The 20,405-nt window shown below is 60.4% G+C and carries 18 protein-coding genes; 13 read left to right on the plus strand and 5 right to left on the minus strand.

Annotated features, from left to right (window positions below; genetic code table 11):
• Nucleotides 1-68: 68 nt before the first annotated feature.
• The 3 genes from NZ746_12190 (at nucleotide 69) to NZ746_12200 (ending at nucleotide 2,864) form a co-directional block, all read left to right on the plus strand.
• Complete coding sequence (locus NZ746_12190; GenBank protein MCS6818116.1) at nucleotides 69-1,256, plus strand: acetyl-CoA C-acetyltransferase; 1,188 nt, start codon at nucleotides 69-71, stop codon at nucleotides 1,254-1,256.
• Nucleotides 1,257-1,299: 43 nt separating this feature from the next.
• Nucleotides 1,300-2,301: an L-threonylcarbamoyladenylate synthase gene (locus tag NZ746_12195; protein ID MCS6818117.1), complete on the plus strand. Its 1,002-nt coding sequence runs from the start codon at nucleotides 1,300-1,302 to the stop codon at nucleotides 2,299-2,301.
• A 113-nt stretch (nucleotides 2,302-2,414) separates the two neighbouring features.
• Nucleotides 2,415-2,864 carry a DUF2062 domain-containing protein gene (locus NZ746_12200; protein MCS6818118.1) on the plus strand — a complete coding sequence of 150 codons (450 nt, stop codon included), beginning with the start codon at nucleotides 2,415-2,417 and terminating at the stop codon, nucleotides 2,862-2,864.
• A gap of 61 nt (nucleotides 2,865-2,925) precedes the next feature.
• On the opposite strand, the gene NZ746_12205 is transcribed toward NZ746_12200, so the two are convergent.
• Both NZ746_12205 and NZ746_12210 read right to left on the minus strand, forming a co-directional pair.
• Nucleotides 2,926-4,194 carry an aminotransferase class V-fold PLP-dependent enzyme gene (locus NZ746_12205; protein MCS6818119.1) on the minus strand — a complete coding sequence of 423 codons (1,269 nt, stop codon included), beginning with the start codon at nucleotides 4,192-4,194 and terminating at the stop codon, nucleotides 2,926-2,928.
• Nucleotides 4,195-4,206: 12 nt separating this feature from the next.
• Complete coding sequence (locus NZ746_12210; protein ID MCS6818120.1) at nucleotides 4,207-4,974, minus strand: sugar phosphate nucleotidyltransferase; 768 nt, start codon at nucleotides 4,972-4,974, stop codon at nucleotides 4,207-4,209.
• A 206-nt stretch (nucleotides 4,975-5,180) separates the two neighbouring features.
• Between NZ746_12210 and NZ746_12215 the strand changes: the two genes are divergently transcribed.
• From NZ746_12215 to NZ746_12240, 6 genes are all read left to right on the plus strand, one after another.
• Nucleotides 5,181-9,161: a carboxypeptidase-like regulatory domain-containing protein gene (locus NZ746_12215; GenBank protein MCS6818121.1), complete on the plus strand. Its 3,981-nt coding sequence runs from the start codon at nucleotides 5,181-5,183 to the stop codon at nucleotides 9,159-9,161.
• Nucleotides 9,162-9,377: 216 nt separating this feature from the next.
• Nucleotides 9,378-10,235, plus strand: coding sequence for a DUF72 domain-containing protein (locus NZ746_12220; protein MCS6818122.1), 858 nt, complete (start codon nucleotides 9,378-9,380; stop codon nucleotides 10,233-10,235).
• Nucleotides 10,232-11,746, plus strand: a complete 1,515-nt coding sequence (locus NZ746_12225) for a glycosyltransferase family 2 protein (GenBank protein MCS6818123.1) — start codon at nucleotides 10,232-10,234, stop codon at nucleotides 11,744-11,746. The genes NZ746_12220 and NZ746_12225 overlap by 4 nt, the downstream gene beginning before the upstream one ends.
• On the plus strand, nucleotides 11,743-13,239 hold the full coding sequence (gene hutH / locus NZ746_12230) for a histidine ammonia-lyase (protein ID MCS6818124.1): 1,497 nt from the start codon (nucleotides 11,743-11,745) through the stop codon (nucleotides 13,237-13,239). Before NZ746_12225 ends, hutH begins: the two co-directional genes overlap by 4 nt.
• Before the next feature lie 232 nt (nucleotides 13,240-13,471).
• A complete protein-coding gene (locus NZ746_12235; GenBank protein MCS6818125.1) occupies nucleotides 13,472-13,771 on the plus strand; it encodes a hypothetical protein in 300 nt (99 codons plus the stop codon).
• Between the two features lie 22 nt (nucleotides 13,772-13,793).
• Nucleotides 13,794-14,651, plus strand: coding sequence for an ABC transporter permease (locus NZ746_12240; protein MCS6818126.1), 858 nt, complete (start codon nucleotides 13,794-13,796; stop codon nucleotides 14,649-14,651).
• A gap of 40 nt (nucleotides 14,652-14,691) precedes the next feature.
• Here the strand turns inward: NZ746_12240 and NZ746_12245 are convergent, their stop codons facing one another.
• Nucleotides 14,692-15,096 carry a DUF420 domain-containing protein gene (locus NZ746_12245; GenBank protein ID MCS6818127.1) on the minus strand — a complete coding sequence of 135 codons (405 nt, stop codon included), beginning with the start codon at nucleotides 15,094-15,096 and terminating at the stop codon, nucleotides 14,692-14,694.
• Between the two features lie 354 nt (nucleotides 15,097-15,450).
• On the opposite strand from NZ746_12245, the gene NZ746_12250 reads away from it, so the two are divergent.
• The 3 genes from NZ746_12250 to NZ746_12260 all read left to right on the plus strand — a co-directional run bounded on the left by NZ746_12250 (nucleotide 15,451) and on the right by NZ746_12260 (nucleotide 17,082).
• On the plus strand, nucleotides 15,451-15,669 hold the full coding sequence (locus NZ746_12250; protein ID MCS6818128.1) for a hypothetical protein: 219 nt from the start codon (nucleotides 15,451-15,453) through the stop codon (nucleotides 15,667-15,669).
• Nucleotides 15,642-15,986, plus strand: a complete 345-nt coding sequence (locus NZ746_12255; protein ID MCS6818129.1) for a type II toxin-antitoxin system PemK/MazF family toxin — start codon at nucleotides 15,642-15,644, stop codon at nucleotides 15,984-15,986. The genes NZ746_12250 and NZ746_12255 overlap by 28 nt, the downstream gene beginning before the upstream one ends.
• 259 nt (nucleotides 15,987-16,245) lie before the next feature.
• Nucleotides 16,246-17,082 carry a polyprenol monophosphomannose synthase gene (locus NZ746_12260; protein MCS6818130.1) on the plus strand — a complete coding sequence of 279 codons (837 nt, stop codon included), beginning with the start codon at nucleotides 16,246-16,248 and terminating at the stop codon, nucleotides 17,080-17,082.
• On the opposite strand, the gene NZ746_12265 is transcribed toward NZ746_12260, so the two are convergent.
• Nucleotides 17,066-18,016 carry a glycosyltransferase gene (locus tag NZ746_12265; protein ID MCS6818131.1) on the minus strand — a complete coding sequence of 317 codons (951 nt, stop codon included), beginning with the start codon at nucleotides 18,014-18,016 and terminating at the stop codon, nucleotides 17,066-17,068. The two genes, NZ746_12260 and NZ746_12265, sit on opposite strands and share 17 nt — an antisense overlap.
• The gene (locus NZ746_12270) at nucleotides 18,013-19,512 is read right to left on the minus strand and encodes a lipopolysaccharide biosynthesis protein (protein ID MCS6818132.1); all 1,500 of its coding nucleotides are present in this window, start codon (nucleotides 19,510-19,512) and stop codon (nucleotides 18,013-18,015) included. Before NZ746_12270 ends, NZ746_12265 begins: the two co-directional genes overlap by 4 nt.
• 139 nt (nucleotides 19,513-19,651) lie before the next feature.
• Here NZ746_12270 and NZ746_12275 point away from each other — a divergent pair, with 139 nt between their 5' ends.
• Nucleotides 19,652-20,389, plus strand: coding sequence for a glucose 1-dehydrogenase (locus NZ746_12275; protein MCS6818133.1), 738 nt, complete (start codon nucleotides 19,652-19,654; stop codon nucleotides 20,387-20,389).
• The last annotated feature ends 16 nt before the right edge of the window (nucleotides 20,390-20,405 follow it).

Below are 20,405 nucleotides of genomic sequence, written 5' to 3' on the forward strand. Positions count from 1 at the left end.
GCGCGTTGGGAGCGCGCAAGAGAAAACTCGGCCTTTTCGCACATGCGGAAGGGAGGAAGGAAGGACTTATGGGAAATCAACGACGTGATGTGGTCATCGTCGGAGCAGCGCGCACACCGATCGGCTCGTTTCTGGGAGCGCTCAGCGGGCTATCGGCGCCAAGGCTCGGAGCCGTAGCCATTCGCGAAGCGTTGCATCGCGCCAGCGTGGCGCCAGACCTGGTGGACGAAGTCATCATGGGGAATGTGCTTCAGGCAGGTGTTGGGCAAGCGCCTGCGCGACAGGCCGCGCTCTTCGCTGGATTGCCAACCAAGGTCGAGTGTCTGACGATTAACAAGGTCTGCGGATCCGGGTTGAAAGCCGTGATGCTCGCTGAACAAGCGATCGCTCTTGGTGATGCGGAGATCATCGTCGCCGGGGGAATGGAGAGCATGAGTAATGCCCCGTATCTTTTGGAGCGCGCGCGCACGGGCTATCGGCTCGGACATGGAGAGATCGTGGACAGCATGATCAAGGACGGGCTTTGGGACGTCTACAATGACTTCCACATGGGAAACGCCGGAGAGTTATGTGCGCGTCGGCTCAATATCTCCCGCGAGGAGCAAGATGAGTATGCCGCCGAGAGTTATCGGCGCGCATTGCGGGCTCAGGAGCAAGGACTCTTGGCCGAAGAGATCGTACCCATCGAAGTCCCACAGGCGAAGGGGGGGACAGTCTTGGTGACGGAGGACGAAGAGCCCAAGCGCGCGAACTTCGAGAAGATGAAGACGCTCAAGCCCGCGTTTGAGCCGGAGGGGACGATCACTCCCGCCAATGCTTCGAAGATCAACGATGGTGCGGCAGCCGTCGTCCTCATGTCGTACGAGCGAGCAAACGCCATGGGCGTGACCCCACTGGCGCGCATCGTAACGGCGGTCGCTGCGGCGCGTCAGCCAGAGGAGTTCACAGTCGCTCCGGTGGATGCGATTCAGAAGGTCTTGAAGAGGGCGGGGCTCTCGCTCTCGGATATTGATTTGTTCGAGATCAACGAGGCGTTCGCAGTGGTGGCGTTGGCGGCGATCCGGCTGTTGGAGCTGGATCCGAAGAAGGTGAACGTCAACGGAGGGGCGGTCGCCTTCGGCCATCCGATTGGCGCTAGCGGCGCGCGATTGCTCACGACGCTTCTCTACGAGATGAAGCGGCGCCAGGCCCGTCGGGGCTTGGTCACGCTCTGCATCGGAGGAGGAGAAGCCGTCGCCATGGTCGTGGAGCGGTAACCATTCCGTGGTGTGCGACGAGCGGTGTGACCTTCAGACGGAAATCGTGCGCGTCACGCCCGATGCGCCGGAACCGGAGGCCATTGCGCGGGCAGCGGCCGTGTTGCGACGTGGGGGGCTTGTGGCCTTCCCGACGGAGACGGTTTACGGGCTTGGAGCGGATGCGTTGAATCCTCGGGCGGTCGCGCGCATCTTCGCCGTCAAGGGGCGTCCGGCCGATAATCCGCTCATCGTGCACATCGCGTGGAAGGAGCAGCTTCATGAGGTCGCGCGTGCGATCCCAGAGTCCGCATGGCACTTGGCTGAGCGTTTCTGGCCCGGCCCGCTGACGCTCGTCCTACCGCGGCAGGAGCAGGTGCCCTTGGAGACGACGGGAGGATTGGAGACGGTCGCCGTGCGCATGCCTGATAGCGCGATCGCGCTCGCACTCATTCGCGCTTTGGGACGTCCGATCGCCGCACCGAGCGCAAATCTCTCTGGGCGTCCGAGCCCGACGGCCGCCGAGCACGTCTATGAGGACTTGCATGGGCGCATCGAGCTGATCCTCGACGGCGGCCCGACGCGGATCGGCGTCGAATCAACAGTCTTGGACCTGACGACGATTCCGCCGACCATTCTTCGTCCGGGAGGGGTATCCCCTGAACAGCTTCGACCAATCCTCGGCGAGGTTCGGTTGGGCGCCGAAGCCACGGAAGCACGACGCTCGCCCGGCACACGGTATCGGCATTATCGTCCGCGTGCCGAAGTGATCCTTATCGAGCGGTGGGAGGAAGCGAAACATCGGCCGCTTGTTGAGCGATTGGCCGCGAGCGTGCGTCGTCTCGGATACATCGGACGCGATCGCGGGCTCTCGTTCGGAGATGTCGAGGTCCGGCTCGTGGAACTGCCGCCCGACCCACAAGAGTACGCGCGGCGGTTGTTCGCGATCTTTCGCGAGATGGACCAATGCGGGACGGAGCTGATCATCGTCGAGGGAATTGAAGAGACGGATTTGGGCCTCGCCGTAATGGATCGGCTCCGTCGCGCGGCCTCACGCGTTCTGTAGAAAGCAAGCCAACGACCAATCCGTTCGATGCTTCTAATGGGCGTTTGGGGCCTCGATGGTCTCAAGTCGCTGCGAGATCCAGGCGAATCAGGTGAGGAGGATTTGGCGAGGTCATGTGGAAGAAGGTGCTCCGCTTCGTCCGTCGTGCGCTTCGGAGTCGAGCCTCCCCTCGGGAGATCGCCGGAGGCTTAGCGCTCGGTCTGGTCATTAACTTCACACCGACGCTGGGCTTTCAAATTCCTCTCGCGATCTCGCTCTCGACGCTCTTTCGCGTCAATTCGCTGGCGGCGCTTGCGGGAATTCAGATCACGAACCCGCTGACGGCGCCGTTCGTCTATACGATGACCTATCGCGTTGGGACGTGGCTCCTCGGTCAGCGCAATCACCGTTTTGAGTGGCGGGAGCTGGACGCTATGGATCTGATACGGGCGGGAGCAGCGCTTTGGGCCGGGGGATTAGTCGTGGGCGGGGCGTTCGCTCTGCTGGCCTACTTTGCCGTGCTCTGGTTCCTCACCCGATGGCGCACGCGACGCGCGCTGCAGGAGAGCGGGAGCATTGGATGAACCCTGTGTCGCGCCTTCTCCCTCCTGCGGGATCGTGCAAAGGCGTCCTTGTTCAGGATCTTCACCTCAGCGCGCGAGAGAGCACGCGGAAGAATGTTGCGATCTCCGCCGGTTGCGTGAAGATATGCGTGGAGATGCGAAGACGCGGCCCTCCTCCTCCCACGCGGATGCGATGCTCGGCGAGTGCTCGGCGCGCGCGTTCGGCCTCCGCTTCGCCGAATTCGACCGTTGTCATCGCTCCCCATAACTCCGGGTGATCCGGGGTGAGCAGTTTCGCTTGCGGGAGACGTTGAAACCCCTCATACACAAGACGGGCCAACTGACGTTGTCGAGCGAAGATGCGTTCGGGCCCGATCTGCTGATGAAAGCGAAGGGCGGCCAACAGGCCTTTCAATAGAGAGAGATTGCACGTCCCCAGGTTGCTGAAGCGATAGGCCTTCAGCGCCTTGTTGTTCCATTCGCCACTGGCAATGTTGACCCACAGGCGATCCTGAACGGTCTCGCGCAAATAGAGAATGCCCGTGCCTTTGGGCGCGAGCAGCCACTTGTGCGGGCTCGTCCCATAGAAGTCACAGCCGAGCTCTCGCAAATTGAGGGGGAGTTGACCGATCGCATGCGCTCCATCCACGACCGAAAGGATTCCTCGTTCGCGCGCCATGGCGCAGATCTCTTTTGCTGGGAGGACGAGCCCCGTTGTCGTCGTGATGTGGCTGAAGCTGACGACGCGCACTTCGGGCGTGAGCGCTCGATCGAAGAGTTCGAGGAGTTGCTCTTTGGATGCCGGCGGGAGCGGTAGCCTCACATATCGGAGCCGAATGCCAAAGCGCGCCTCCTTTTGCTGCCAACAGCAGAGGCCTCCCGGATGCTCCTGATCCGTCGTCACCACAACGTCCCCTCGGGCGAGGTCCAAGCCATTGCAGACTGTATTCATGGCTTCCGTCGCATTGCGCACCAAGGCGATCTCATCCCGGGAGACGCCCAGGAATCGAGCCATCTCCTCGCGCACCTCACGAATGTGCTCATTCTCCCCGTAGCCCCACCACGGATAATCGGGCTCATTGAACGCCTCTGAGGTGAACAGATGCTCGGCGACGGCGCGGATCACCGGCAGTGGGCAAACGCCCAAAGAGCCGCAATTGAGATTGATGTGATTGGGATCGAGGAGAAACTGGCGTCGCATTTCCGCCCAGTACCATTCGGGATCGCGCTCATAAAGCGCGTCCGAGGGGAGCGGCGGCGCTTCCACTCGCAGTAAGTGCATCGCTTGCTCCCACGAGAGGCCGAGCACGGCCGCCGCCATCGCCTGTTGCATGAAATCGCGCCGCTTCATAAGAAGCCTCCCTCACTCGTGGGGAGAAGGCTGCACCGATTCTGACGCCGCGCGCGTTCGTCGCCGTTCCCGTTCGGCGACGAGTTGATTGGCTAAGAGCAAGCTCTCGAACGTCCCCGCGTCGGTCCACCATCCATCTAAGATGTCGTAGGTCAATTCCCCGCGTTCCAGGTAGGCGTTGTTGACATCGGTGATCTCCAGCTCTCCGCGCGCGCTCGGTTTGAGCGTGCGGATGATGTCGAAGACTTTCTCGTCGTAGAAGTAAATTCCAGTGACGGCGTAGGGGGACCCCGGGACCTTCGGCTTCTCCTCGATGCGCACGATGCGCCCATTCTCGATCACCGGGACGCCGAAGCGCGTCGGATCGGGGACTTCCTTGAGCAAAATCTTGGCTCCCGATCCCTGCTCCAGGTACCGCTGGACATAGGGCGCAATGGATTTCTCGATGATGTTGTCGCCGAGGATAACGCAGATCAAATGTCCATCGGCGAAATGCTCGGCCAGGCTGAGCGCCGCCGCAATACCTCCTTCGCCTTGTTGATACGTGTAGTGCAAGTGCTTCAGCCCGAACTCCGCACCGTTGCCGAGCAATCTGAGGAAGTCGCCGGCATTATTCCCCCCCGTCACGATCATGATGTCGCGAATGCCCGCCTGCACGAGCGTCTCTAGCGGATAGTAGATCATCGGTTTGTTGTAGACAGGTAGCAGGTGCTTATTTGTCACCTTCGTCAATGGATAAAGCCGCGTTCCTAATCCGCCGGCCAAAATCACACCTTTGATCGTCCGCTTCCCCATAGCTTAGCCCTCTCCCGCTCGATTCTTTGTCGGGGGAGATTTTGGCATGGTTCCGGATCAAAGGTAAAGGGGGAAGTCGCGAGCCTTTCAGGGGGGGCATAGGATCTTTCAACTTGACTCTTCCTCGAAGGGCGGCTATACTGTGGCCGACCTTTTTGAAGGAGTGACCGAAACTAAGGAGGGATTCGGTTATGCGTAAGACGTGTAGGCTGCTAGTGGTGGTCCTTCCCCTTGGGTTCTCCCTGGCAGTGGCAGTCCTGGCTCAGACGGCCACGAGTCGGATCACGGGCACAGTTGTAGATCCGACAGGGGCGGTGATTCAGGACGCCGTCGTCATTGCTCGAAACGAGGCCACAGGGGTTGAGTATAAGACGACAACGACGTCGGCCGGCACCTATGCGTTGGAGTCGTTGCCGGTCGGTACCTATACGATCACGGTGGAGTATCCGGGATTCCGAAAATACGTGGGGACGAACAACGTTCTGACCGTCGGGGCTCCTCTCGTGGTGAATGTAACGCTGGAGGTTGGACAGCCGACGGAGATCGTCGAGGTGACCGGCGCCTACGAACGCATCGCGACGACGCATGCGATGCTGGGCGGGGTTGTGACCCGGCGCGAGATCGTCGAGCTACCGCTCAACGGACGCAATCCCTTGAGCTTGATCATCTTGGAGCCGGGACTCGTGCAGCGCACGACGGGGGCTCTCGGTTCGGGGACGCACGTCTTTGGCTCGCGCGATCGCGCGCACAACGTGACCATTGACGGTATTGATGCGAACGAATCTTCGGTGCCGAATCCGCAGAGTAATATCTATCGGCTCAATCCCGACAACGTGCAGGAGTATCGTGTGGTCACGCACAATGCGACGCCGGAATTCGGGCGCAACAGTGGGGCTAACGTCAACATCGTGACGCGCTCGGGCACGAACGAGTTCCACGGAGATCTCTTCTGGTTCCATCGGAACACGGTGCTCAATGCCAACGAGTGGTTCAATAATGCAGCGGGGTTGGAGAAACCGGTGCTGCTGCTTCATCAGTTTGGTGCTTCCGGAGGTGGGCCGATCGTCAAGAACAAGACGTTCTTCTTCGCGAGCTGGCAGGGGAATCGCATCAAGCAGACGATGCCCATCGCGCAGTCCTTTGGCGTGCCGCTCGTTTACACGGACACGTTGAAGAAGCAAGGCATCTTCCGCTACTTCGTCCCCGATCCAGCGAACCCGCTTATCCTCGATGGGGTGGTCATCACACGGAATTCCCCGCGGCTGGTGGACCCAGTCACAGGTGCGTTGCGACCGGGCGTGCGCATGTGCGCGACGCCGACCGAAGTGGGGTGCATTCGCACGTACAATATCTTCGCGAACGATCCGGCCGGCATCGGTCCCGATCCCCTCATGCGAGATATGCTCGCGAAGTTCCCATCGCCCAATACGTTCAACGTGGGCGATGGCTTGAACACGGCGGGCTTCATCTGGAATCCGCCTTCGGAATTCAAGGGCCCGCACCTGATGTTCCGCGTGGATCACAAGTTCGACGAGAATAATAGCATGTTCGGGCGGTTGCTGCTCTCGAATTGGGACACGCGCGAGGGCGATTTCCTGAATGCGCGTCCGGCGATTTTCCCTGGTTTTGCTCCACTTGGAGAGGTGACTCGAGAATCGCAAGGGTTGGCACTCAACTACCGACGCGTCATCTCTCCCAGGTTGGTCAACGAGTTCACGACTGGATTCAGTCGCTTCATGTTCACCTTCCTCCTGCGCGAAGCCAATACGAAACTTGGGGTCGAACCTCCACCCTACGGACAGGAATGCTTCGGCGATAATTCTCTCTCACTTGTGGACACACCCTTCTGCAACACGCCCTTCACGCGTCGCGCAGTGAGCACAATCCAGTTCATTGATAACCTGAGCTACATGCGGGGGGCGCATAACATCCGCACGGGGATCAACTTCCGGTTCTACCGGCATAACGACAATCGGGGCGTGCCGGGTGGGTTCAACATGTGGCCGACGATCATCTTTAGCCAGAGCGTGCGTCCGCCGACAGCCAATACGGCGCCGGGGGTTGCCGCAGGGTTCCCTGGAGCTCCGGGGATCAACGCGACCGACAACGTGAACCTCCTGCAGGCGATCGTTGAGTTGATGGGCATCCCGGCGCGCGTGCAGCAGGCGTTCGTCGCTGATTTCAAGCGCGACCAGTATCTCTTCGCTCCCTTTGTCGCGGGTACTCGCGTCAAGCAGTACAACTTCTACGCTCAAGATGAATGGCGCGTGCGGCGGAACTTCACGTTGACCTACGGGTTCCGATGGGAGATCAATGCGCCGCCCAAGGACTGCTGCGATCGCGTCTTCGTGCCGGATCGCTCGTTGGATGGGAGTCAAGGTCCGGTGACGTATGTCCCTGCGGATAAGTGGTTCAAGCGGATGAACTGGACGACGATCGCCCCACGGGTGAGCTTCGCGTGGGATCCGCGCGCGTCGGGTAAGATGGCGATTCGCGCCGGGTACGGGATCGCTTTCGACACGATCTCAACGTTCCAGGTGACGGCGATCTCCGGGATGGTTCCCGGCAGTGTCCTCCGCTGCATCGTGAACGTGCAAGATCCGCCTACTGGTCCCTGTCGAGATATTCCAAACGACGTGCGATTGAGCCAGCTCATGGCCGCTTTGAGACCGCTCGATCTCGGGCCACCGACGCAGAAGCCGTCGGAGCAACTGCGACTTCCAGAGCGGCCGCTCGGTCTGGCGCCACAAGTCGGTGCGTTCGAGCCGAACCTCAAGGTCCCGACCGTCCACGAGTGGAGCTTAACCATTCAGCGTGAGTTACCTTATGCGTTTGTGGGGCAGGTCGGCTACATCGGCAAGCGCGGGATGCGCCTCTATCGTGCCTACGATCTGAATCAGTTCCGCTACCCGCCAGAGTTCCTGCAGGAGTTCCTGAAGGCGCAGAAGAACATCATGATCTGCAAGCTCAATCCGGATGCTTGCCTGGCCGCGCAAGCGGCAGCGGGCATTCCGGCCGCGAGCCGTACGGTGGATAATTTCGCCTATTTCGGATTGCCGGGACAGGAGCCCTTGCCCTTGCTCAGCCGATTGCTCAATGCGCCGTCACCGACGTCGGCGCGCTATCGCGGGGCCTTCGCGACCGACGTGCTCAATGGCGGCGTAGGTGATCTCGCAGTCCGAATTGATCAGCTCTCGGGGGCGGACTGGATCGTCAATCGTGGCTTCCCGGCCAACTACTTCCGACCCAATGCGCAGTTCGGGCAGATCTTCTACTTCGATTCCGGAGGCAGCTCGAGCTATCACGGCATGATCGTGCAACTGCAACGTCGCTATGAGAAGGGGCTGACGTTCGGCTTGGCCTATACGCTCTCGAAGTCCATTGATGACATGTCGGTGGATCCAGTGGCGGCGACTTCTGGTGGCGGTTTGAGCACGACCAATTCGCGCACGCCGACCGATGTGCGGAACTTCAAGCTCGATCGCGCGCGCTCGGACTTCGATAATCGGCACGTGCTCGTCGTCAATTGGCTCTACGATCTGCCCTTCGGACGCGGGCAGAGGTGGGGGAGCGCCTGGCCAGGCGTCCTGCAGCACATTTTGGGCGGCTGGACCGTCACGGGCATTTACATCTATCAGAGCGGCGAGCCGTACACGATCAATTCGGGCGTGCGCACCGTTCATCAAACCAAGCAATCGCGCGCCGAAGTGCGCGGGCCGATGCCCAAGTCCAAGCTCCAGTTCGTTCCCGGAATCCAAGGGCCTGTGGTCTTCCACGTTGGTGATCGCATCGTGGATCCGGCCAGCCCCTTCTTCAACTGCCGGCAAGTGATCGGGACCGAGAGCTACTTCTGCATTCCGGCTCCCGGGCAGGCGGGGATGGGTCGGAACGCTGTGCAGGGGCCTGGCTTCTGGAACGTGGACATGGGGCTCATCAAGAAGTTCCAGCTCACCGAGCGCGTGAAGCTCGACTTTCGCACAGAGCTCTTCAACGTCTTCAATCACCCGAACTTCGAGAACCCGCGGAATGCGAGCGTGGGATCGCCGACGCTCACAAGCGCTCTCTTTGGACAGACCTGCTGCGTGACGGCGGCTGTGCCCAGCTCGGCGACGATCATCGCCAGGGGCGAGCCCAATCGCGTGATCCAATTCGCCTTGAAGCTCAGCTTCTGATTCTCCGGAAGCGGCCGGGCTGTGACGGCCCGGCTGCTTCTCGTCCTCACGAGTGGTAGAACGCCGGGGGATGGCCCCTGGCGTTTTCGTTTGCGCAGTAAGCCGTTTTGAAATCATCTCCGCGCTCATTTCGATCCGTGAGGGGGGAAGTCCTCTCCATTGAGAAAACGCCTTGCTCGTGGTATCTTCCATCCCTTGGATACGGGGAACAGGGCGATGATCCGCGTCGGGCCAGCCGGATGGTCGTACGAAGATTGGAAAGGGACGGTGTATCCGGATCCCCCGCCGCGTGGATTCGATCCGCTCCCATACATCGCCGAGTACTTCGACACCGTCGAGGTCAACAGTAGCTTCTATCGTCCTCCGACGGAGAGGATGACCCGCAGTTGGGTGCGGCGCGTCGCACATAACCCCTGCTTCAAGTTCACGGCGAAGCTCTATCAGCGGTTCACGCACGAACGTGGAGCGGCCAGCGCCGAGGATGAACATCTCGTCAAGCGCGGAATGGAACCGCTCTTGGACGCTGATCGGCTCGGTGCCTTGCTCGTGCAATTCCCCTGGTCGTTCAAGAACACACCCGACGCGCGCGCCTACTTGCGGGAGCTTCTGGAGCGGTTTCGCGAATATCCGCTCGTCGTCGAAGTGCGTCACGGCTCTTGGAACGTCGAAGATGTGTATCAGTTCCTCGCTGAGCGCGGCGTTGGATTTTGCAATATTGATCAGCCCCTCTTTCATCGCTCCCTGCCGCCGACGTCGCGAGTGACGGCCGCCGTCGGATATGTGCGCCTGCACGGTCGAAATTACGAGAATTGGTTTGCGGAGAATGCTGATCCCGGGGCTCGTTATGATTATCTCTATTCGCCCGAGGAGTTGGAGCCATGGATCGAGAAGATCCGGCAGATCGGCGAGATCGCCCGCGAGGTCTACGTGATCACGAATAATCACGTGCAGGGGAAGGGAGCCGTCAACGCCTTGGAATTGAGAGCGACCTTAGAAGGGCAGAAAGTCGCTGTTCCACCGCCGCTCCTGCAGCATTATCCCCGCTTGCAGGCGATCGCGCGTCCATCGGTATGAGAGAGCGCCTCACCATCGTGATCAGCTATGAGGATGAGGCGATCTTCGAGCGACAGAGGGCGCATTGTCAGCAGCTCGGCGAGCCGCTGCCGATTCGCGGCCTGCGACTGGATCCCGGATTCTCCGGTGCGGCCCTGAACGCACTTCTCGATTCGCTGAAGACCGATTATCTCTTGCTCCTTCAGGCGGGAGCGTTCATTGAGATCGGCGAACGATCGCTCGCGCGGTTTCTTCAAGTCGCCGAGGAGAGTGAGGCCGGGATCGTCTACGCCGATTATTTCGAGGACAGCGCCGGCGAGTTGCGCGCATGTCCGCTGAACGACTACCAGATGGGGAGCGTCAGCGAGGAATTCGATTTCGGACCGCTCCTGCTCTTGTCGCATCGGATCGCGCGTCAAGCGATCGCGCGATGTGGACCGATCCCCGTGGATCTCAAATGGGGCGGACTCTATGATCTGCGGCTGAAGATCGCGACTGTCGGTGACATCGTGCGCATTCCCGAATGTCTCTACTCCTATCGTCGCGAAATTCGGATGTCGAGCGCGGAGCCTCCGCTGGAAGCGATCTTCCGCTACGTGGATCCCAGGAATCGCCCGGCGCAGCAGGAGATGGAGCGCGTCTTCACCGAGCACCTTCGGCGCGTGGGCGCCTATTTGGCGCCGACGTTCGCTCCGATCCCCCCGCCCGACGACGAGTATCCGGTGCTGGCGAGCGTGATCATCCCTGTGCGAAATCGCGAACGAACGATCGCCGATGCGTTGCGCAGCGCGCTCTCGCAGCGCACATCCTTTCCCTACAACGTGATCGTCGTGGATAATCATTCGGCGGATCAGACGACGGAGATCGTGCGACAGTGGGCGAGCGCGTTCCCGCATCTCATCCATCGGATTCCCCAACGTCGCGATTTGGGAATCGGGGGATGTTGGAACGAAGCCATCTTCTCTCCGGAGTGCGGGCTGTTCGCCGTGCAATTGGATTCGGATGATCTCTACGCGGATGAGACGACGTTGGAGACGATCGTGCGCGCGTTCTTCGATTTCGATCCAGAAGTCTTCGCTCAGGCGGTGGGGGAGCGATCGCGTCGAGAGGGGCCGACGCCCCGCTACGCGGCGGTCATTGGGGCTTATCGCACGGTGAATTTTCGTTTGGAGGAGATTCCGCCTGGCGTCGTGGATCATCGCGAATGGACGCGCGAGAACGGGCGCAATAACGCCCTGCGCGTGAAAGGCCTGGGAGCCCCTCGCGCTTACTACGTGCCGCTCCTGCGGCGCATCGGATTTCCCAACGTGAGCTATGGCGAGGATTACGCCGTCTGCTTGCGCCTCAGCCGCGAGTACGAAATCGGTCGCCTCTTTGAGCCGATTTATCTGGTGCGCCGATGGGAGGAGAACACAGATCACGCTGTATCGCGGGAAGTGTGGAATCGGTACGAGGCGTACAAGGATTGGGTGCGAACGGTAGAGATCCGAGCGCGGCAGCGGCGAAATCGCGAGATCGGGGAGGGACCATGATCGCGATTGATGGAAATTCGCTCACGCTGGAGCAACTCGAGGCCGTGGCTGTGGATCGAGAGCCGGTGGAGATCGCCCCAGAGGCATTCGCCCGCATGGAGGCCTCGCGCCGCGTGGTCGAGGAGATTTTACGAAGCGGGCGCGTCGTCTACGGCGTGAACACGGGCTTCGGAAAATTGAGCGGGGTGACGATCCCACAGGAGGCGACGCGCCGATTGCAACTGAACCTCGTGCGCAGTCACGCCGCGGGCGTCGGTGAGCCACTCGGCGAAGCTGAGACGCGGGCGATGATGCTGGCGCGGGCCAACGTCCTGGCCAAGGGATATTCGGGCGTGCGCCCGGTCGTTGTGGAGACGCTCGTGGGCATGTTGAACGCGGGGATTCATCCCATCGTCCCTTCGCGCGGATCCGTGGGGGCTAGTGGCGATCTCGCTCCGCTCGCCCATCTGGCGCTGGCGATGATCGGCGAAGGAGAGGTCTTATATCGCGGAGAACGCCGAAAGGCTCATGAAGCGCTCATGGAAGCGGGGATCGCGCCCCTGCAGTTAGAGGCAAAGGAGGGGATCGCCCTTTTGAATGGCACGCAGGCGATGGTCGCCGTCGGCGCGCTTTGCTTGCAACGTGCCAAACGCCTAGCCGATATCGCCGACGTCGCCGGCGCCATGTCTCTGGAGGCCTTGCATGGCACAAATGCTGCCTGCGATCCGCGTCTGCAGGCCGTGCGGCCACATCCCGGACAGCGCGAGGTCGCCGAGCGCATCCTCCGACTCACCGAGGGGAGCGAGATCATGCTCTCGCACAAGGACTGCCCGCGCGTGCAGGATGCGTACAGTTTGCGCTGCATGCCTCAAGTGCATGGAGCCGTGCGCGATGTCATCCGTCATGTCGAGAACGTCGTGAGCATCGAGTTGAACAGCGCCACGGATAATCCCCTAGTTTTCGCCGAGACGGGCGACGTGCTCCTTGGAGGGAATTTCCATGGCGAGATCCTCGCGCTCGCGTTCGACTATCTGGCGATGGCGCTCGCGGAGCTAGGGGCGATTTCCGAGCGTCGGATCGAACGACTCGTGAATCCGGATTTGAGCGAACTGCCGCCGTTTCTGACGACGAATCCGGGCATGTGCTCCGGAATGATGCTCTTGCAGATCGTCGCTGTCTCGCTCGTCGGGGAGAACAAGGTCCTTGCGCATCCGGCATCCGTGGATTCGCTGCCGACGTCGGGGAATAAGGAAGATCACGTCAGCATGGGGATGACATCCGCCTTGAAACTCCGGCAAGTGCTTGACAATGTCGAGTACATCCTGGCCATCGAGCTGCTCTGCGCAGCTCAAGGGTTGGACTATCTGAGCCCCTTGCGTCCCGGACGGGGGGTGCAAATGGCTTATGAGCGCCTTCGCGCGTTGGTCTCACCGTTGACCGAAGATCGAGTCTTGGCGTCTGATGTCGAGCGCGTGCGCGCGCACCTCATGGATTTCGCCACCATCCCGATCTGACGCGGTCATGGCTCCGTCTCTTGTGGGAAAGAACGCATCGGCTTGCAGCGCGCCTTGCGGCAGTGGCGGTCAAAGTCCCTCCCTTGAAACGCCGAGGATGGCTTCTTATCATATACTGCTCATGCGAGGACTCTCATGCGGTTCTCCGCAAAGCGAGGTCGCGAGAGCATAATGCCGTGGGACACGTCCGGATGAGCAACAGGAAGTCACCACAGCAAAGGAGGGGCCTTCGATGTGGGATGCGATCAAGGAAATGCTGCTCATTAATGTCATCTCTCTGGTGATCGCCCTGGTCTCATTGGGCTTGGCGATTTGGGCGGCGGTGAGCGATCGCTTCAAGGGAGGCATTGATGACCTTTTCCTTGTATTGGCGGGCGCGCTCTTAGCCTTGCTCTTCTTGATCCCCCCGATCCTAACGCTCAAGCGCAGCGGCGTGCTCGAACGCCTTCGCGCCCGTGCGAAGCATCCGGTAACCGAACCGGCTCAACCGACATCTCCTTCAGTGGCCGAGGAAAAGGCCACGGTCGAGTGAAGCGCCTGATAGGACAGGGGGGATGCCTCAGGTAAAGGACGTCGAGATCTCGCTTCCGATCGAGCGGAAGGTAGGTTTTCCTCCTGCGCGCCTCTCCGCTGGTCTCTTGGCGACGATCTCATTGTGGCATCGGGAGCTGATCCGCTTCTATCGTCAGCGAAGTCGCGTCCTCGGCGTCATCGGTTCTCCCCTGGTGTTCTGGTGGTTGGTCGGGTCGGGATTGGGAGATTCCTTCCGCGCGAATGGACACGGCACGGGGTATTTGCAGTATTTCTTCCCTGGCACCGTGTTGCTCATCGTCTTGTTCACGTCCATTTTTTGCATGATGTCGGTCATCGAGGATCGGCACGCGGGATTCTTACAATCGGTCTTGGCCGCTCCCATCCCGCGAGCAGCTCTCGTATTGGGGAAGGTTCTGGGAGGAACGACGCTCGCCACCCTGCAAGGAGCGATCTTGCTGCCGCTAGCTCCATTTGTCGGTATCTCGCTGACGCTCGGACAGGCGGTGGGGCTTGTGGCTTTTCTTTTCCTGCTCGCTTTCGGGATCACGGCGTTCGGATTTTTCCTCGCGTGGCGACTGGACTCGACGCACGGCTTTCATGCCGTCGTCAACCTGATCCTCATCCCGATGTGGCTCGTCTCCGGGGCGCTCTTCCCTATGAGCGGTGCATCCCCCTGGGTCGCTTGGCTGATGCGGGTGAATCCGTTGACCTATAGCACCGCTGGCCTTCAGCGGCTGCTCTTCCTTCAACATCCCCAGGCGGTGACACAAGCGCCGAGCTTTTCTCTCGCGCTCGGCGTGACGCTGCTCTTCAGTCTTCTGGCTTTCCTCCTGGCTTTAGTGGTCGTCGCTCGGCGCCCATATCAGGTCACAGGATGAGGACCCGTGGCCCACACCCTCGTCTCCGGAGGAATGGTCCTCACAAATGGTAGAGCATCACGTAAATCGCTACCCCCGTGACCGAGACATAAAGCCATAGCGGAAGCGTCCACCGAGCGATCTGCCGATGTCGGACATATTCTCCACGCAGTGCGCGAAGGAGCGTCACAAGGACCATCGGGAGGATCGCCAGCGCCAGGACCGTGTGCGAGATCAAAATCGTGAAGTACACGATTCGGATGGCCCCGCCTTTCGGAAAAGGCGTGGTGCCATGAAGGGAGTGGTAGGCCACGTAGGAGAGCAGGAAGAGAACCGAGCTGGTGATAGCGGCGAGCATGCACATGCGATGGGCGTTCACCTCCCGCCGACGGATGAACCGATATCCCGCGAGCAAAAGGAGCGCGCTTGCCAGATTCAACCCCGCATTCACCGTCGGCCAGAGCATACGTATCAGCTGGATGACAAGAGGGAGATTATACGCGACATTCCTCGCCTGTGGCGAGAGGGCGATGAAGAGTTGCCGTCTCCTCGGGAAGTTGATGCCGCCGATGCCAGCGGCGATGGCGGCATGCGTTGGACCGATGGCGTTAAGGCACTGGAAGCCCGGTAGAGGTATCGCGAGGGGAGATGTTTGCGCGCTGGCGGGAGGCCCGGATAAAATAGCGAAGGAAATTCCGACATATGGTTGAAGTCGTGAGCGCTGGGATTTAGCGACTGATCTGCAAGGAGCCTTATGCCGATATTTGAGGACGTTGAAAGGTATTGACGCCACAGAAGACGTGGAGGCAGAAGGAGGAGTATGCTGAAAACAGTCGAAGCGGTCATTGATGAGCAGAACAACGTTCGCCTATTGGAACCGGTTCAATTGCCGGGGCCGCGGCGGGCTCTCGTCGTCATTCTCGATGAGCCGGTAATCCGCGTCCCCGAAACGGCACTTTTGAGCGAACCTGCATTAGCTGAGGATTGGAATAGGCCAGAAGAAGACGCCGCATGGTCCTACCTACAGTCGGAAGCGTAGTGGTGGTGCCCTTCCCGTTCTCCGATTTATCGCGAGCTAAGCTGCGACCGGCCGTGGTCTTGGCAGATGCCGGGCGCGGAGATTGGATCTTGTGCCAGGTCACCAGTAATCCTTACGGCGACGCACGGGCGGTAATGCTCACGGAAGCGAGCTTTCGCACGGGCTCCTTACGAGTGACGAGCTACGCGCGCCCAGGTAAGCTGTTCACAGCAAGTCACAATCTTATGATGGCACAGGTCGGACATCTGAAGGATGAGTCCTTGAAAGCAATCGTTGAGGCGGTTGTGGATATCCTGCGAACTGGCCTCACGCCATGAGCGACTTGGGAGGGCGCCGAACCGTCCGCCGTGAGGCGTGCTCCATAACACTCCGCATGCCGGTCGGGAATCTACCCTTCGTCGCGAATGAATCCTTCGGGCTAATTGAGGAGGGGAGAGAAAAGGGCTGAGCAGGTTACGGCAGCGCGCAATGAGGGGGCACCTCCCGCCGACGGATGAACCGATATCCCGCGAGCAAAAGGAGCGCGCTCGCCAGATTCAATCCTGCATTCACCGTCGGTCAGAGCATGAGGTGTGGATGGTACACGACTTCTCCCCTTGCGCTCAAGGGCCAATGGGAAGGGCGGAATCCTTTGATGCGATTGACGTCGCTGAGCACGTTCGACTACCTTACTCCAACGGCATGAAGGCGTCATTCGTTCAGATTGTGATTCCGACGTACAACGAGCGGGAGAATATTCCGTCTCTCATCGCGGAGATTCGTGCGCGCTATCCGGATGCCGATATCGTCATTGTAGACGACGATTCGCCCGATGGAACAGCCGATATCGTGGAGATGATGGCCGTGAGCGACTCGCGCCTTCATCTCCTGCGTCGCCGAGGACGTCGCAGCTTCGCGCGTTCGCTCATTGAGGGCATGCTGTGGGCGCTCGCCCGCGAGCCGCAGTTCGTGATCCAGATGGACGCCGATCTCTCGCATCATCCGCAGTACATCGGCGATCTCCTTCGCGCAGCCGATGAGGCCGATCTTGTCATCGGTTCGCGATATGTGGGACGGCGCGTGAACGTCATCAATTGGCCGCTCTCGCGCTTGTTCTTGAGCGTCTTCGCCAACGCATACGTTCGGACGATCACACGCTTGCCCGTCTTCGATACCACGGGAGGCTTCCGCTGCTGGCGCGCTGAGGCGCTCCGGGCCATCGACCTTCCTTCGATTCGATCCGAAGGGTACGCGTTTCAAATCGAGACGCTTTACCGCGCCCATCGGCTCGGGCACCGCGTCGTGGAGGTCCCCATCATCTTCACCGAACGCAACGCTGGTGCCTCCAAGATGAGCACGCGCATCATCCTCGAATCAGCGATCTGCCCATGGTTGCTTCTCCTGTGGAGGAGTGCGCCTAGATCCCGCGCGTGAGCCAATCGCCTAGACGCCGTCGCCAACGCGGCGCATCGGTCGCGACGCGTGGGCCGAGATACCGACCGAGTGGAAAGGCCAATCCCTTCGCGAAAGCTTTGACAATGACGCGGGGCGTGATTCGCTCGTGAGGAAGCTTGAACAGGTTCACGTAGATGTTGTAGGGGATCGCGTTGAACAGCGTGAACCAGAGCGATGGCGGATCACCTCCGAACAATTCGTGATACAGCCGGTAGCTCGCCACGAACCGCTTGAAATCATACCACGCCGAGCGATCGTGCGAGTGGATGACGACCGAGTCGGGTTGGTAATAGATCGCGTATCCAGCTTCCATAACCCGTTTGGCCCAACGGATATCTTCTCCGAAAGCAGCGCGCCCGAACGGAAATCGCTCCCACACCGAACGTCGAATCGCTGAGGAAACGTTGTCGAAGCTGAAGAGTGCGATCTTCTCCTCAAGGGATAAGGCGGAGAGAGTTTGCGCGCTCTCAAGCTTCTGTAAGCGTGGTTCCGGGCGCGAGGCGATGTGATCGCTCACGTGTCGTCGGACGAAGGCATCGCTCCCGGGGCGCGGAACTTGTCGGCTGTACGTCCCAGCGATAGACGCATCTCGACGCATGGGTTCGATGAGGCGTTCCAACCACCATTCATTCGCAGGCAGGGCGTCTTGGACGAGGAGCGCGACGAATTGACCGCGGGTACGGTGAATTGCGCGGTCTCGTGTCTCACCGTGGTCGAATTCCTCGGGGGGAATGGAGAGGACCGTCACCGGGAATCGAGCACATCGCTCGACTGTCCCGTCCGTAGAACCGGAGTCGATCACGACGATTTCGAGAGGGGAGGAGGTGCGTTGCGCTAGGAGGCGTTCGAGCACATTGGGGAATTCCGGTCCGGCGTTGCGCGTCGGGATCACAATGGAGATGGCTTCGTTCATCGGTCGCTCACAGAAGCTTGCTCAATCGGCGCTGTGCGACGAGGGACCACAAGGTCTTTGAGCTCGCGTAATTCTGGGCGAAGGAGCAAGGCCAGAGCAAGCGCATAGACGATTCCACCTCCGAGGAAGAGCGCGAGGAGCGTTTGCCACTCGGGCAAGGCGAGCGACTCCGAGGCCTGCCGAAGTAACCACGTCACAAGCAAGACCCCTCCTGCGCCGAGGCCGACAGGACTCAGAGCCGTCCAAAGATCCGCGAGCTTCCAACGAAGCGTGCGGAGAGCGATCGCCGTGACGACTCCTGATAGACTCAGGAAAATGAGCGCCGTTGCTGCGGCAACACCGACGATCCCCCATCGCAGGCTCATCGCCACGGCCACCACGAAAACGGGAACCGCCGCGAGCGAACATTTAAAATTGAGGTCAGGTCGCCCGATCGCGTTGAATAACTCTCCAGCTCCGAGCATCAGGCATCGCCCGACGGCGTGAAGGAGTAGCAATTGGAGCGGAAGGACAGCGGGCGTCCATTTCTCCCCGTAGATGACGCGCACGTATTCTGGAGCAGCGACGATGAGGAGGAGAAGAGGAGGAATCGCGATCCCAGCACTCGTGCGCGCGAATCGAAAGTAAGCGGCGCGCAACTCGTCCGATCGCTCGCGGAGCCGCGCGAAGATAGGGAAGACAACGTGCGAGAAAACGCCCATAAACAGCGTGGGCAACATCAGGCTCTGATTGTAGGCGAACGTGTAATAGCCGAGCGGTGACGCGCCCATCCATCTCCCAATGAGGATGTAATCGGCATTCTGCATGGCATATGCCGTCAAATCGTTGCCGAGGACGTGTCGTCCGTAGCGGACGATCTCCCTCCACGAACGGCGAGACCAATGAGGTGCAGGACGCCACGGGGAGAGTTTCCAATTCAAAGCAGCAGTGATTAAAGCGGCGAGGACGAAAGGTACGACGAGACTCCAAACACCAGCTCCCCATCGAGCCAGAACCAGACCGATTCCTGTCCCAATGAGCGTCGCCACAACTTGGGGCAGCACGAGCTTCCCGATCTCCAAGCGTCGGCGCAGAAGTGCCGCGTGTACGCTCCCCCATGGAGCGATCAACAAGGTGAGACCCAAGGTGAGGAGGATGGGGACGAGATCCGGACGCCCATAGAACTCAGCAATCGGAGGGGCGACTGCGGCCTGAAACGCAAAGAGGCCGAGACTCACGATCACGCCAAGCCAAAATCCCGCCGTCAGGACTTCCGGGCGTTCTTCGGGATGATAGATGAGGTAATGCCCGATCCCCACATTTCCGAAAAGGGCGATGAGCGTCGTCACGGTGAGGCCCAAGCTCATGAGGCCGAAATCTTCCGGCGCAAGCCAGCGCGCGAGCGCGATCCCAGCGAAGAAATTGATGACGCGCACGAAGATCTGCGCGCCGATCCAAGAGATCGAACCCTTGTAGAAAGCGCGCTTCAGCGCTTCGTGGCGAATGCCCTCGCTCATCCCATCTCCCAACTCGGGTTCATGCTGCTTATGATAAAGAGCGCGCGCGCGTCAGACAACATTCATCCGCGGGGAACGAGCTTGCGCGGCATGCCGGGAACGCGTATGATCTCCTCTATTTCCGAACGGGGCAGAGGATATGAATCTCAAAGGAAAGGGCGCGATAGTCACCGGGGCGGCGAGGCGCGTCGGAAGGGCGATCGCGCTCGCTTTGGCCGAACGCGGCGCCGATGTCGTCGTGCACTACCATCGTTCCGAGGAAGACGCGCGGGAGACCGTACGCGAGATCGAGGTCCGGGGCGTTCGTGCACTCGCTGTGCGAGCGGATCTCGGGGAGGTCCGCGAGATCGAACGATTGATTGAAGAAGCGGTGCGATTCCTCGGTCACCTCGACGTCTTGGTGAATAACGCCTCGGTCTTCTTCCGAACGCCCTTCGGCTCGATCACCGAGGAGCAATGGGACCTCAATCTCGACGTGAACCTCAAAGCACCCTTCTTTTGCGCTCAATACGCGGCGCGGGTCATGCAGCAGCAAGGCGGGGGGAAGATCATCAATATCGCCGATTGGGCGGGATTCCGCCCATACGCGGGCTATATCCCATACTGTGTCTCGAAAGCGGGGTTGATCGCACTCACGCAGGTTTTGGCGAAGACGTTGGCGCCGACGATCCTGGTCAACGCGGTCGCGCCCGGTCCAGTTCTTCTGCCGGAAGAGTACGGCGAGGAGGAGACGCGCGCGATCATCGAAGCCACGCCGCTCAAGCGGCTCGGATCGCCTGAGGACGTCGCTCGCGCCGTGCTCTTTTTAATCGAGGGAAGCGATTTCATCACCGGACATACACTCGTCGTGGATGGAGGTCGGCTCATCGGTTCATGAGCCGAACGCGTGGACA

This window comes from Blastocatellia bacterium, assembly GCA_025055075.1.
Taxonomy (GTDB): Bacteria; Acidobacteriota; Blastocatellia; order HR10; family HR10; genus HR10.